This is a genomic window from Bacillus sp. MC1252 (assembly GCF_056838025.1).
In genome coordinates, this window is record NZ_CM166369.1 from 3604987 (window position 1) to 3619389 (window position 14403).

At 43.9% G+C, this 14403-nt stretch carries 13 protein-coding genes, 4 tRNA genes and 1 other annotated feature; of the genes, 2 read left to right on the forward strand and 15 right to left on the reverse strand.

What is annotated here, in order from left to right:
- Positions 1-33: 33 nt before the first annotated feature.
- From ACYH0L_RS18555 to ACYH0L_RS18570, 4 genes are read right to left on the reverse strand one after another with little or no spacing between them, the layout of a single operon-like run.
- Positions 34-864, reverse strand: a complete 831-nt coding sequence (locus ACYH0L_RS18555; protein WP_327925013.1) for an energy-coupling factor transporter transmembrane component T family protein — start codon at positions 862-864, stop codon at positions 34-36.
- Complete coding sequence (locus tag ACYH0L_RS18560) at positions 855-2570, reverse strand: ABC transporter ATP-binding protein (protein WP_482354237.1); 1716 nt, start codon at positions 2568-2570, stop codon at positions 855-857. The genes ACYH0L_RS18555 and ACYH0L_RS18560 overlap by 10 nt, the downstream gene beginning before the upstream one ends.
- A gap of 19 nt (positions 2571-2589) precedes the next feature.
- A complete protein-coding gene (locus ACYH0L_RS18565) occupies positions 2590-3147 on the reverse strand; it encodes an ECF-type riboflavin transporter substrate-binding protein (protein WP_012011871.1) in 558 nt (185 codons plus the stop codon).
- A gap of 17 nt (positions 3148-3164) precedes the next feature.
- Positions 3165-4025, reverse strand: coding sequence for an SAM hydrolase/SAM-dependent halogenase family protein (locus ACYH0L_RS18570; protein ID WP_230031408.1), 861 nt, complete (start codon positions 4023-4025; stop codon positions 3165-3167).
- 110 nt (positions 4026-4135) lie between these two features.
- Positions 4136-4406: a binding site (T-box leader), on the reverse strand.
- Between the two features lie 192 nt (positions 4407-4598).
- Here ACYH0L_RS18570 and ACYH0L_RS18575 point away from each other — a divergent pair.
- Together ACYH0L_RS18575 and ACYH0L_RS18580 are read left to right on the forward strand one after the other, a co-directional pair.
- Positions 4599-5288 carry an ABC transporter permease subunit gene (locus tag ACYH0L_RS18575; protein WP_099727298.1) on the forward strand — a complete coding sequence of 230 codons (690 nt, stop codon included), beginning with the start codon at positions 4599-4601 and terminating at the stop codon, positions 5286-5288.
- Positions 5289-6170, forward strand: a complete 882-nt coding sequence (locus tag ACYH0L_RS18580; RefSeq protein WP_099727299.1) for an ABC transporter ATP-binding protein — start codon at positions 5289-5291, stop codon at positions 6168-6170. It abuts the gene before it with no gap.
- 38 nt (positions 6171-6208) lie between these two features.
- On the opposite strand, the gene ACYH0L_RS18585 is transcribed toward ACYH0L_RS18580, so the two are convergent.
- The 11 genes from ACYH0L_RS18585 to ACYH0L_RS18635 all read right to left on the reverse strand — a co-directional run bounded on the left by ACYH0L_RS18585 (position 6209) and on the right by ACYH0L_RS18635 (position 14346).
- Positions 6209-6673: a GNAT family N-acetyltransferase gene (locus ACYH0L_RS18585; protein WP_099727300.1), complete on the reverse strand. Its 465-nt coding sequence runs from the start codon at positions 6671-6673 to the stop codon at positions 6209-6211.
- Between the two features lie 68 nt (positions 6674-6741).
- Entirely contained in the window at positions 6742-7932 is a 1191-nt protein-coding gene (locus ACYH0L_RS18590; RefSeq protein WP_370461135.1) for a S1C family serine protease, read from the reverse strand.
- A 78-nt stretch (positions 7933-8010) separates the two neighbouring features.
- Positions 8011-8805 (reverse strand): MBL fold metallo-hydrolase, encoded by a 795-nt coding sequence (locus ACYH0L_RS18595; RefSeq protein WP_099727302.1) that lies wholly within the window; start codon positions 8803-8805, stop codon positions 8011-8013.
- Between the two features lie 6 nt (positions 8806-8811).
- On the reverse strand, positions 8812-9675 hold the full coding sequence (locus tag ACYH0L_RS18600; protein ID WP_099727303.1) for a two-component system regulatory protein YycI: 864 nt from the start codon (positions 9673-9675) through the stop codon (positions 8812-8814).
- Entirely contained in the window at positions 9662-11041 is a 1380-nt protein-coding gene (yycH, locus tag ACYH0L_RS18605) for a two-component system activity regulator YycH (RefSeq protein WP_249704719.1), read from the reverse strand. The genes ACYH0L_RS18600 and yycH overlap by 14 nt, the downstream gene beginning before the upstream one ends.
- Positions 11031-12869, reverse strand: a complete 1839-nt coding sequence (gene walK, locus ACYH0L_RS18610; protein ID WP_230031412.1) for a cell wall metabolism sensor histidine kinase WalK — start codon at positions 12867-12869, stop codon at positions 11031-11033. The genes yycH and walK overlap by 11 nt, the downstream gene beginning before the upstream one ends.
- A 7-nt stretch (positions 12870-12876) precedes the next feature.
- A complete protein-coding gene (gene yycF, locus ACYH0L_RS18615; RefSeq protein WP_099727306.1) occupies positions 12877-13584 on the reverse strand; it encodes a response regulator YycF in 708 nt (235 codons plus the stop codon).
- Between the two features lie 350 nt (positions 13585-13934).
- Positions 13935-14007: transfer RNA gene (locus ACYH0L_RS18620), tRNA-Phe, on the reverse strand.
- A gap of 27 nt (positions 14008-14034) precedes the next feature.
- A tRNA-Asp gene (locus tag ACYH0L_RS18625) sits at positions 14035-14111 on the reverse strand.
- A gap of 81 nt (positions 14112-14192) precedes the next feature.
- Positions 14193-14264, reverse strand: a tRNA-Glu gene (locus tag ACYH0L_RS18630).
- Between the two features lie 6 nt (positions 14265-14270).
- Positions 14271-14346, reverse strand: a tRNA-Lys gene (locus ACYH0L_RS18635).
- Between the last annotated feature and the right edge of the window lie 57 nt (positions 14347-14403).

Genomic DNA, 14403 nt, shown 5'->3' on the forward strand with positions numbered 1-14403 from the left:
GAAAAAGCCTCCACTTCCAGTGAAGGCTTCCTTCTATATAAACGGATTATAAAATCTCGTTCCTCTGACAAAAGTCATCACAAGCGACACAATCAGTACCACACCAACAAACAATAATGCTGCATAATCTGCTTTTTGAAAGTCTTTGGCGGTAAACCATGTGCGCTTTTTATGCTTTCCAAATCCACGCAGCTCCATCGCATTGCTGATCGTCTCAATCCGCTCCAGGCTGGAGAAAATCAGCGGCATCACGATCGATAACGCATTTTTGATTCGTTTCCCCAGTTTTTCATTCTTCGATAAATCGATTCCTCTTGCCTGCTGAGAAATGGCAATCGTTCGAAAATCCCGCTGGATATCTGGAATATAGCGTAGGGCAATCGCTACAGCATAGGAAATCCGGTAGCTGACCCCGATTCGGCTGAGCGATGAGGCGAATTCACTTGGATTCGTTGTGACGATAAATAAAAGTGCCGCTGGCATAACCGTCACATATTTGAGTGTAATGTTCAATTGATAGAAAAGCTGTTCAAGCGTGACATTGTACCAGCCTGCGATATGAAACAGCTCGTGTTTTGCTCCGTAGATGGCGACACCTTGCTGCGGCGCAAAGATGTAAATGGCGATGTTGTTGATCACTAGGAAAATCGCCAGGACGATCACCACGAAGGATATATCACGAAGTCGCACGTTCGACAGCTGAAAGAATACGATACTGGCGGCTAGCATAAACACTAATACGCCTGTATCATACGTGAGCATCGCTGCGGATGACCAGAGGATAAAGCAAATGAGTTTGGTTGCACCTGTCAGCCGGTGAATCGGCGACGGGCGATCGATATAGGACAGCATGTCTACAGCCATGTCATTCGTTCCTTTCTGTCAACCTTAATGAAGCGATCCACGAGTTCATTTGGATTCGGCCAGTCTGCTTTCAGCGCCAGTTCATACAGCGACGTTTCCTTTAAACTCGCCTTTTGGACAAGCAGTTGATCTGTCAGCACTTTGGCCGGTGTGTCATCTGCGATTTTTTCTCCATCTGACATCACAATGGTTCTTGTTGTGTATTCGAGCATCAAATGCATATCATGGGTGATCATGAAGATCGTGACACCCTGCTTATTTAATTGCTCTAAAAACGTCATCATTTCTGTATAATGTCTAAAATCCTGTCCGGCGGTTGGCTCGTCTAAAATGATGATTTCAGGTTCTAATACAAGAATAGACGCAATGGTGACGCGTTTTTTCTGTCCAAAGCTGAGGGCCGAGATGGGCCAATTCCGAAATGGAAACAGTCCGCATACTTTCAGAACCCGCTCCACCCGTTCCTTGATTTCGTCTTCTCGTACGCCTCTTAAAACGAGACCAAGTGCGACCTCGTCAAAGATCATTTGTTTTGAAATCATTTGATTTGGGTTTTGCATGACGACACCGATTCGTTCGGAGCGTTGTTTGATCGTATCTCCTGTGATGTCATCACCATTTAAAAGGATTGTCCCTTCAGTTGGCTTTTCAAACGCGCAGAGCAGCTTGGACAATGTCGTCTTGCCCGCACCATTGGCTCCTGCGATGCTGATCATTTCTCCTTTTTTGACGGTAAAAGAGATGTTGCTCAGCGTGTTTGGTCTTGTCGGATAGTCAAAGCTCAGCTCACGTACTTCTAGTAAATCCTGCGCTGCAATCTGCTCTGTTTGATGCTCAGATGCTTCCATCCACTTTTCGATTTTCTCTTTTGCCTCGTCATCTAAGGTGAGGTGCTGTAAATTAGCTAACTGATCTCCTGGTGCGACCGGAATGCCTGCATATTTCAAGGCCTTCACATATAATGGCTCGCGCAAATATGCCGCTTCCAACACATTTGAAGCGAGTAATTCATCTGGTGTCATATCAGCCGCAATCGTTCCGTCATTGACAACGATGATGCGGTCTACATGACGAAAGAGGACGTCCTCTAATCGGTGCTCGACCATCACGACGGTTTTTTTCGTTTCTTTTTGCAGTCGATCGATGAGATCGATCACTTCTTTGCCAGTAGCAGGATCAAGGCTTGCAAGTGGTTCATCAAATAATAAAATGTCGACATCGTTGACAAGTACACCTGCAATGGCTACACGCTGTTTTTGACCGCCTGACAGCTCATGCACGGATGCTGCCAGCTTGCCGTCTACTTCTGTTAATCTCGCCGCTTCTGCTACACGGGCTTTCATCTCTTCGCGCGTGACCTGATCATTTTCAAGCGTAAACGCGATGTCTTCACCAACGGTCAGCCCGATAAATTGCCCATCAGGGTCCTGCAGCACCGTCCCGACAAGCTGTGAGAGGGAGAAAATGTTTTCTTTCTCTGCATTCTTACCGCCGATGTGAAGACTTCCTTCCATAGACCCTTTATAAGACGCAGGAACTAGCCCATTGATACAATGGGCTAGTGTGCTTTTTCCCGATCCAGACGGGCCTGCGATGAGGACTTTTTCCCCTTCATAGATGGTCAGGTTGATATCTTTCAATGTCGGTTCTGACTGACTGCGATACTTGAATCCGAAATGCTCGAATTGAATCATCGGTTTCTTCATTTACGTGTTCCACCTTACTTCATGATGTTTCTTTCGATAGGCTGCCGCTTTTGCTTCTCGTTTTCGCATAAGCTGCAATGATGATTGTTCCTAGTACACCGACTGTGATGATGTTCGAAATTCCTGCTACGATACCTTGCACAAACACTTTGTTCGCAGGTTCTGCATAGATCACAATGTCGAGTACAGGGGCAATAACAAACCAGCCTAATGCCTGTGCGCCTGCTTGTACGGCGTTGAAGAGCGTGATCTTTTTCCAGCCGAAGTCGCCCTCTTCTACTTTTAAACGGTTTGAAATGAAGCCGATCAGTAAACCAACAACACCCGAAACAATAATCCAGCTCCACCAAGGGCCAAATGTGGTGGCATCTTTAATGAGATGGCCAATAAAACCAATCAGTGCGCCTGCAACAGGGCCAAATAATACAGCCATTAACGCAAGGAATGCGTACGATGTTTCAATTTGTGTATTCGGAATTCCAGTTGGAATGGAGACGAAGCGTCCTAAAATGACAAAGACGGCTGCGCCAATTCCGATGGCAACGACAGTTTTCGTTGAAAGTTGTTTACCTGCCATGATGTTGTTTCCTCCTCTTATTCGTATATAATGCGCGGAGCTTTGCGAATCGAAAGGCGCCAGCCTGTGCCTGTACCGATGTTATAAGCCTTTGCAAATGACCCTTGATTGATCGCCACGCCTAAATGATCGAGTGAATTGACATATACGAGTGGTTCGCCTACCTTTAAATCGGCAAAAGATCGTCCATAGGTCATGATATTTTTATACACATTTTTCGGGCCGTTGGCAATGGTAACTTCTATTGCATCACCATAATTGATTGAAAGTTGTTCAAATAACGTGTGATGAATGTTTGTCCATAGGTTTCCGAACCTCACATCTAAAATATCAATTGTTCCTGTGATCACTTCCTCTTCGGCATAAGCCTTTACGACTGGAAGGTGAATAATATCATCAATATTCGCCTTTGATCCGACTTCTTCAAAAGAAATCACGCCTGAAGCAATTCTCGCGCCTGTATACGCGTAAATATCTCTCCCATGAAATGTATGTGATTTTCCCGACTTCGGCAGCCGGTTAATGGTTTCATCTAAATAACGGGCTTCCACAATCCCAATATCCTGCGCGACGTGCGTGAGTGTCCCGTTATCTGGGGTAATGATATAGTGCGAGCTTGTTGTTTTGACGACAAGACTCTTTCGCTCTGATCCAACGCCCGGGTCAACAACGGATACGAAGACCGTTTCTTCCGGCCAATATGTGACGGTTTGCAGCAGGCGATAAGATGCCTCCCAAATGTCATATTGCGGAATGTTGTGTGTTAAATCAAAAATGCGGATGGTGCTGCTTACCGTATTTGCCACTCCGTACATTGCGCTGACTGCTCCGTCATCAATGCCGAAATCTGATTGTAAAACCAATGCATGTTCACTCATGTTAATCTCCCTTTCATTTGAAAAAATGGTTGTGGTGTTTCACGTGGAACATTTGAACATTTGTATGAAAAAAGTGGACAATAAAAAATACCCCATCCTTATCTTTGAATCATAAGGACGAGGTATTTGTCTCGTGGTACCACCTTTATTTACTGTTTGCTCGCGCTAAACAGCCTCTACAAGTACAAAGCTCCAATCTGGCTCATATACTGTGGTTTTGATAACGAGTACCAACTCTCGTCGTGACCTACTGATATCAAAGATATGTTCAGTACGAGGCTCAGAGACCATTTTTCGAATCATTATTTTTGCTTCTTTTCAGCTGCCGAAGCTCTCTGTGGAAAAATTGATGATTGTACTTTCTCTCGTCATTGCCTGTTCAACTATTTTGAATTAAAGCTATCATACATGATGTTATTTTATAAATCAAGATATTTTTCTGAACATTTTTAAAAATGAGTCAACTGATACTGAAAGAGTCTTCTTTTTATAAAATTTAAACAAATGTTAAAGAGCGGGATATGGTGTCTTTCTTTTCTAGCGTTATAATAAAGAGGAAGGGAGGTACAGTGTGTGTGGACCATCTGTATGAATGAGTTTAAGCAGCTCTTCAAAAGCACAAAATCCATCTTAACAATTGTTATTATATTCATTTTATCTACTTTTGTATCAAGTCTTCCATTTATAGCTGCTTATCAAGGGAAATGGGAACAGGCAAAGGACCCTTATTCCATTGGGAATGAACTGGTGATGTCTTTATTTGGTTTTTTCCTTATTTTTTTATTGTCTCATGATATTATGAGTCGCGAAATTCACTTGAAAACCATTCGTTTTCTCGTCAGTAAAACGACCCGTTTGAATATTATCGTCGGAAAATATCTTGGACTGATGCTGTTTTGGCTCAGCTGCATTATGACGACATATGTACTGAATATGGTGATTTCACATCGTTTTCTGTTCTCTGATGCCTTAAAAACCTTAACCTTTATCAGTGTCGGCATCTCATGTACTTTGTTTCTGTCCATGCTCTTTCCAACACCGCAGAAATCGATGTTTGTCGGTATGTTGTTTTCCTTTCTTTTCCCAATCGTCAGTATGATTTCTGTTCTCTCTTCAGAACGGTTGATTCATTGGTTCAAATACATGACGCCTTATTATTATGCGCGATGGAATGAACCGCTGACCTATGTGCTGATGAATGCAGCATTGACCGTTGTCTTACTCATTGGAACTGCGCTGCTGTTTCAAAGGAGGGATGTCTAAATGCTACATACAAAAGGGCTTACAAAAAAATATCGAACAAAAGTCGCAGTAGATCATATTAACCTTGATGTCAATCAAGGCGATATCTTCGGACTCATCGGACCAAAGGGTGCTGGTAAGACCACGTTTTTCAATATCATTACGGGAATTTCCCGCCCGACCTCTGGTACGTTTACAATGATGGACATGCCTTCGTTAAAAAAAGTGAGGCATCACATCGGTGTTCTGCCTGAATATACGGATTTATATGAAGGGCTCACGGCACTTGAGCATATTGCCTATTTATCAAAAATTACCGGTACACGCCAGAAAACGAGCGATTATGAAGAATTACTCGAATTCGTCGGTTTACATCGCTATCATCAGGAGAAAGTCGGTGCCTTTACTCCTGGTATGAAGAAGCGGCTCGGAATTGCGCAGGCCATCGCCCATCAACCTGAATTTATTTTGCTCGACGAGCCTTTTGCCGATATTGATTCAGATTCTATCTTGAATATCCAGCGGGTCATTGATACGTTAAAAGATGAAGGCAAAACCGTCTTTTTAACAACTGACCGTCCACGGTTCACAAATAGTATCTGTACCAAAACTGCGTTCATTTCTGAAGGAAAATTAGTGTCCCCACATACTTATCCTCAAGAGAAAACCATCACATCCTCAAACATTCGTGCAACATTCAAGCATGCATGGATTGATGATGAGGTGAAGCCTGTTCTCACGCAGTATTTACAAACTGTGGGAACAGATCTTGTGATCAGTGATGACGAGACCTCATTGTTGATTCGTTCAGAAGCCCAAGTCCCTGCGATCATCCGCGCTTTCGTGAAATGCAAAATAGACCTATACAGAGTCACGGCTCAGGATGCCATGATTTCCTCATAAAAAGTACCGTACGCTCTCCGCACGGTACTTCTTCTTTTTTATAAGGGTTTGCTCATGTAAATGCCGGTTTCCGCAAATCCCGTCTTCTCATACAACGCACGGGCAATTTGATTATGAGCAAAGACATGCAGCGAGAGTTTTTGCACACCTAATGACTTTGCCTGCTCCTCTAATGCAGCGATGGCCTGCTTCGCAAAACCTTTTCCTCGATATGCTTCAAACAAAATAAAGTTATAAATAAATCCTTCCTGTTGAGGGTGATTCGGATCATAACAAAGCCAAACCCAGCCAATCGCCTCTTCTCCCTTTAAGAAGTTCCACAGCTCATGATGCTCTGTTTGAAGACCTTCTGGAAGCAGCCTATCAAATTGATCTTCTGCGTTCTCAAGTGCTTCTTCCTTCTCCCATGTCCCTGCGAGCACTTTTTCTTCTGCATACCTCTTAATGGCTTCCTCCATCAATGAATCATAATCTGTTTGTGACATCGGTTGTAGTGTAACCAATCGTACCTCCCCCTTTCCTTCATCATATGATGAGCATGCAAAAAAAACCAGTCCCTTGTTGGAACTGGTTATCCGCCGAATCGGTCGGTCTGGGAGAGTTTGACCTCTACTGATTTTTTCTTTCCGCTTCGGTAAAATTGCACCTTTACCTTGTCGCCGACTTTCTTTTGATATAAATATTTACGCAGATCCACGATATTCTGTACATCTTTGCCATCAAAGGATGTCACGACATCCAGCTCTTTTAGCCCCGCTTTTCCTGCTGGAGACAAAGGTTCAACACTCATCACGACGACTCCGGTTGTGACCTTTTCTGGCAGTTTCAACGTTTCCTGCCAGTGGTAGCTCGCAATATCGGCTAGTGATTTCATGCCAACCCCAAGGTATGGACGTTTGACCTCCCCATAGCGCTCTAAATCCTCTATGACAGGGATAACCAAATTCGCAGGAATGGACAGCCCAATTCCTTCAACTTCTGATTCAGCAATTTTCATTGAATTGATACCGATCACTTTCCCGTCCATATTGATCAACGCACCACCACTGTTTCCCGGATTGATGGCGGCATCTGTTTGCAAAACTTCCGCATTCCAATCCGCCTGTCCGTCTCCATTCGAGTCCACAGGAATCGCACGTTCCGTTCCTGAAATGACACCTTGTGTGACAGAGCCCGCGAATTCAAGCCCTAATGGATTTCCAATGGCGATGACTGGCTCACCTGGCTTCACATGATCTGAATTGCCAAAGGCGGCGGTTTTCTTGATCTTATCACTTTTGACGGTGAGTACCGCTAAATCCATGAGCTGATCGCTGCCGACAAGATCGGCTCCAATTCTTGTCCCGTCCTGAAGGCTCACTTCAAGCTGGTTTGCGCCTTTGATGACATGATGGTTGGTCACGATATAAAAGGTATCACCCTTTTTTTTATAAATCACACCTGACCCGCTGCCTGCTTCTCCACCTTCCTCCCAAAAGCTCGACTTTTGGATGTTAATGACGCCGACAACCGTATCCGACATACTAGACACCACTTTCGTGACAGCATCATTGACGCTCACATTGACTGTCTTTAAAGGGCCCTCTGATGCTTGCTGGTCTCCGGCCGGCTGCCAACCAAAGGGACTGCCGCTCTGTCCAGATACATAGGGGAAAAAGAATCCCATTAAAAAAGCTCCTACCAATACACCGATCAAACCAGATAGGAAATATCCTTTTCTGCTCCGTCTCGGCTTCCACTCTACATCGCGATAATCCACTATGTTTCCTTCCTTTCAGTGAATAGATGATGTATATAGTGTTGGTAAGAAGCTCTTATCTTAATCATACGATTGTCAAAATCATACGGCGCAAAGCGGTGTTGCTTTTTTCGGATCCGTATCATATAAATCAAAGCCGTCCCCCACAACATAGCCCTTCATTTCAAGCGTCTGCTGGACCGCCATACGGGCTAAATCCTTCATGTTGTTGTCTTGACTCAAGTGAGCTAAGTAAATGCGTGAGGTGGCATCCCCAATTACATCTGTCATCGCAAGAGCGGCATCTTCATTCGATACATGTCCAACGTCGCTCAGGATTCTGCGCTTAATACTCCATGGGTATCGGCCCATTTGCAGCATACCGACATCATGATTGCTCTCAAATACAAATGTATTGGCTGATTTAATAATTCCTTTCATGCGATCACTCACATAGCCTGTATCCGTCATGAGGGCAAGCTTTCGCCCTCCATAATGGAACACGTAAAACATAGGCTCTGCCGCATCATGTGACACGCCAAATGACTCGACATCAAGACCGCCAAAGGATTGAACCGTCTCCATATCAAAATGAAATTTCTGCTCGGTGTCAATCTTCCCAATATGAGATTCCATCGCCTTCCACGTTTTCGCATTTGCATAGACGGGAAGCTTGTACTTTCTTGCCATGACACCAAGCCCCTTAATATGATCTGAGTGCTCGTGTGTCACAAAAATTCCGTCCAAGTCTTCAGGCTTTCGGTCGATTTGACCAAGCAGCTCGACCATCTGCTTGCCGCTTAGGCCAGCATCCACCAAAAAGGCATGCTCGTCTGTTTCTAAATAAAAAGCGTTCCCCGTACTTCCGCTCGCTAGTACACTGAACTGCAAGCTCATGTTCTCTCACTCCATTGAAGATTTGTCATCTTTCTCTATATGATCAAGTGTTGAGCCGTCGATGGCATTGATCAAATATTCTTCCTCTGTCTTTTTCTTTGAACCAGCTGATTCGCCTTCAAGCTCCACTCTCCATACAGGAACCATGACCTGCGTGCTTGCACCTGGGTATTGCGTATAGTAGCCAAGTTCCACCTTGTTCACGGTCGTGTTTTGGCTCAGCATATTTTGCGTATATAAGTCCTTCACAGTTTCAAGCGCCGGGACAAGGGTTTCTTTTCTCACTTCATTAATCGACGTCACCATCGACTGCTGATATGATACGACCTCGTTTTGATCGTTCAAATCTAATGTGATTTTTCCGATGGTTTCGGTGTCATCAAGGCCTTCTTGGAAGATGTATTTCCCTTTATACGTTTGGAAAAAGACGATTTTACCTGTCTCTTCATCAATACTCCACAGCTTATAATTCTTCCCATCCAGCAAACGCTGGTTCACAAGGTTCGTCGCTGCTGTTTTCATATCCTTTTTCGGCAATGCGACTGGTTTATTGAAGGTCATTTCAAGCAACGTGACAGGATCATCTTTGTCTGTTTTCGGGAATGTGCTTTTCGCCTTTTGATCAGCTAATCCGTCGACATCCTTTTTCGTATATTGCTTCTTTTCAGCTGTAATGCGGTATCCAATCTTCGCTTCATCTGATAGATTGCCATATTTGATTCCGTCTGCCTTCATTTCTTCCAGCGTATCCGTTTTTTCGATAATCGCAAAATGATCAGTCGATCGTTTTTCAAAGTATTGAAAACCTAGAAAGATATCGAGAACGAGAAAGGCTAGGATAAAGATCGTTTTGGTCTTATTCCACTCCATTATTCTCGCTCCCCTCTGTCAGCAGATCATTCGATAGAATCACGGTTTTGCCGTTATATTTCATGCACCATACTGGCTCCAGCCAGACAAACATCGCTTGATCTTGATCTGATGCCGTTGTCGCAGCTTGATACGCAGGGAAAATCTGTTCAATTTTCTCCAGATCATCATATTTCGTCTGTTTGATGATCAGATTCTTCAGCTCTGTCCCATTCATCAGCTTGACCTGTTCACTCTGACTCGCTTTGTTGCCAAGAATGTAGTTTGGACGCTTGTAATTCAAGATGTCATCATTCGCCCATTGTACTTCCAGAGAGGTCATACCAAATGGATGCTTCGTACTATTGACGATTGGCAGACCATCCATAAACATATTGAAGGACAGCTGCTGGTTGCTGTTGATGCCAAAGTATTGATAGTCATCAGTAAAGCTTCCCGTATCATTGAAATACTTCACGCTTCGCTTGATCAAATCCCCCGTTTGAAAAACAGTACTGGAATTGATATTGCGGTGCTGATATTGGATGCGGTGATCTTTTTGATTGGCTTCAAGACGACTTGTCCCATCTGTATACACCGTCCGGTTTAAATTAGATTCCTCACCGACAAGACTTGGGTCTGTAAACAAAGCGTCCTTGAATTTGGTTGTCTTAATCGTTTCGATAAAGAACATTTTTGCTTCAAGCTGCTTTTGCTTTCTCGGCAGGAGGAAATCTCTTTTAGAATTCTCTGAGAATGTATAAAGATCATAGCGCGGCATCTCGCTTTGAGCGGCTGCGATGCTGTCCATCAGATTACGATAGTTGGCGGACTCAATCGTCAGCTCAAGCACCGTTTCCTTGCTATATGAGACCAAATAGACTTTTTTATTGGCCTTATTCTGCTGGGCAAACGGCACAATCATCCGATCAAATGAGTTGTATTCAATGGATTTATTCGGCCATTTAAACAGTGCTTGGAAAATATCAATCGGAATCGGATCATTGAACACAAGATCCAATGTCTTCCCCTGTCCTCCGCGTCCATAGAAGAAATTTTTAAATCTCTGCTCGGAATATTGGTCCGACACATCGGCAATCTCTTTGACATCCCACAGGCTCACATCATTCCAAAAGTTTTGGAAGAGTTCCTTTTGATCCACTTTGAAATGCTCTCCATTGGAATGGATGAACATCTCACGCGGCTTCACGACATCAATGAGACTTCGGGGCTCATCGCTTGAAATCTTCTTCGTTTCCACGACCTTTGTGCCGGCATCCGCCTGATCCTGCATGACGGGCTGGAACATCCAAATATTCCATGTAAACACAAGGCTGATCGCAATTAGGATTGTCAATATTATGGTTTTAAAGGTCTCACGCTTCATCCCAATCATCCTCTTGTTCTTCATTGTACGGAAGGGTAAAGGTTACCGTTGTTCCTTTTCCTTCAATGCTGTCAGCCCAAATATCTCCGCCATGAGCCTGAACCATTTCTTTTGCAATCGCAAGTCCTAGGCCGGTACCGCCAAGCTTTCTTGTTCTCGCTTTATCCACTCGATAAAAACGTTCAAAGATTTTATCCATATCCTTCTTCGGAATACCGATTCCTTCATCTTTGACGCTGAATAACACAAGCCCTTCATCCTCATCCAGATCGACTGTGAACGTAATATGTCCACCCTCTGGAGAATATTTCATGGCATTGGAAATGATGTTATCGAGCACCTGTGTGATTTTATCTTGATCAATTTCCACATATATTTCACGCTGCGGCAGATTGCGGATAAAATCGACATGCTGCTCCTTCGTCATTTCAAAACGATCAATGACGAGCGAGATAAACCTGATAAAGTTCGTCCACTCACGGTTGAATTGATAGTCCTTGCTGTCGAATTTGGACAGCTGGAGCAGGTCGTTGACAAGCCTGATCATACGCTCTGTTTCATTTTGCGTGACACTGAGGAACCTTGGCGCAAGCTCTTTATCACCAATTGCACCTTCAGCTAATGCCTCAAGATAGCTTCGCATCGTCGTCAGCGGTGTACGCAGCTCATGCGATACGTTCGCTACGAATTCACGGCGTTCAGCATCAATTTTCTCTTGCTCTGTCACGTCATAAATGACAGCAATTAAGCCGTCGATCTTCCCATGCTCTTTCTGAATGACTGAAAAATTGACACGCAAAACAGACAGCTGATCTTCGCGTTCAATTTCTATCAGCATGGAGTCTTGATTTTCAACTAAATCTTCAAATGTATGGGTTTCCTCTAGGCCGAGCAATGACGTAATGGGCATCTCTAATGCTGTTTCACGTGAAACATTCAGAAGCTCTAATGCCGGGCTGTTTAATAGAATAATGGCACCGTTTTGATTCGTTGCAATGACACCATCCGTCATATATGCAATGACAGAAGAAAGCTTTTTCCGCTCACCCTCTGTCATCAGCTGAGCTTCCTCCAGCTCTCTCGTCAGATGGTTAAAGGTCGTCGCTAGCTGACCGATCTCATCATGTCCATACTTTCGGACCTTTCTGGAAAAGTTCCCTTTGGCGAGCTCGATCGCTTGCTTTCTCATATCCGAAATTGGGTGTGTGATGGTTCTGAATATGAATATACCAAGTAGAGCAGTAATCCCAAGGGCAAGCAGCGTTCCCGTTGCCAAAATCGTATTAATGGTTCGCATTTGGTTAAAAACACTTTCCATGGAGGAGACCACATAAATGACACCAACGGTTTCTTGGTTTTCATTTTTCACGGCTGTCGCTGATATGCGGACTCGTTTATTCGATTCTGGGTCATAGAATTTTTTCTCGTAGTCTTTGCCAACCGCGAAAATACGGCTAATGATTTGATCTGTGATTTTTTTCCCGGCAATCTCTTGACTGCCATTATTCACAGAGGCAATGACCTCTCTGCTTTCGTCAATATAGCTGACTTCAGAAATTTCATTAGACTCATCTTTGTTGTTAAAATCGTTTAAAATCTTTTGAGCATCCTCTTTTAATTCCGCCTTGCTTTTCGATGAATCCTGTTCTAGGTAATACGATAACGAGTAGATTCGCTGATTCAAGGAATTATCATAAGAATTAATTAAGGACTGCTCTAGCTGCTTCACAAAGTAGACGCCAATGATCTGCATGGCGACAATGATCAGCAGCACGTAGATTAAGGTCAATTTGAAGTGAATCGAGCGAAAAAAACCTACTTTATTCATAAGAATCTTAGTCCTGCTCTGGGTTTCTTAAATAGTAGCCGACGCCTCGTCTTGTCACGATCCAGCTCGGGTGGCTAGGGTTGTCTTCAATTTTCTCACGAAGACGGCGCACTGTAACGTCTACTGTACGGACATCTCCAAAGTAATCGTAGCCCCATACAGTTTGTAGTAAATGCTCACGTGTCATGACTTGTCCAATGTGCTTCGCTAAGTAATGAAGCAATTCGAATTCACGGTGCGTCAACTCGATCGTTTCCTCACGCTTAGACACGACATACGCATCTGGGTAAATGACAAGTGATCCAATCTCGATATCATTTGATTCAGATTCTTCCTCCGATTGCGGAGCAGCAGTCTGTCTTCTCAAATTCGCTTTCACACGTGCAAGCAGCTCGCGCGTGCTGAATGGCTTCGTCACATAATCATCCGCTCCAAGCTCAAGACCGATGACCTTATCAATTTCAGAGTCCTTCGCTGTAAGCATAATAATCGGCATGTCATATTTCTTTCTCACTTCACGGCATACTTCAACGCCATCTTTGTTCGGCAGCATAATGTCGAGCAGAATGATGTCCGGCTTCATTTCTTCTACCATTTCAAGGGCTTCATTTCCGTCATACGCACAATGAACCTCATAGCCCTCTTTTCTTAAGTTAAATTCCAATATATCCGCAATCGGTTTTTCATCATCTACGACAAGAATCTTTTTTTCCATTATGATTTCCTCCTGCATTTTTAGCATCTATGTCATTTCATTTTGCATGTCTCATCAGGCCTTTTTCGTTCGAGTAAAAAAGGCTCACTATCTATTATAACGTTTTACGAGGCAAAGATAAAAATAATAACGGCTTTCTTTTCTAGTGAACGTTGGATAGGAAGGACACGGCTCAAAAAAATTGATGACTTTTTCCTTTTTTATCGAAACTTTTCCAATCACCAAACGTCTATATACATGTAACGTCTTCTTCTTATGGAGCCGGGCCCTACCTAGGTCCGGCTTCTCCCTTTTTATGCCTTCTTTTCATAAAATAAAAACGCACCTGCGATTGCAGATGCGTTTGGAAGTGGCTCGGGACGGAATCGAACCGCCGACACACGGATTTTCAGTCCGTTGCTCTACCAACTGAGCTACCGAGCCATCATCAAAAAGATGAATATGTATAAATGGCGGTCCGGACGGGACTCGAACCCGCGACCTCCTGCGTGACAGGCAGGCATTCTAACCAACTGAACTACCGGACCTCAGTAACTTGCCCGAAAAAGCAATCGTGGTGCTCTTTCAAGCAAGTGAGGAAAAATTAGCTTAACGCTAAAGTAAATCAATGACCCGTACGGGATTCGAACCCGTGTTACCGCCGTGAAAGGGCGGTGTCTTAACCGCTTGACCAACGGGCCAATACATGGTGAGCCATGAAGGACTCGAACCTTCGACCCTCTGATTAAAAGTCAGATGCTCTACCAACTGAGCTAATGGCTCTCGGTTTGTGAAAAGTGAATCTGAAGAAGCTGTATTGCGTCAAACCAATCGCTTTCA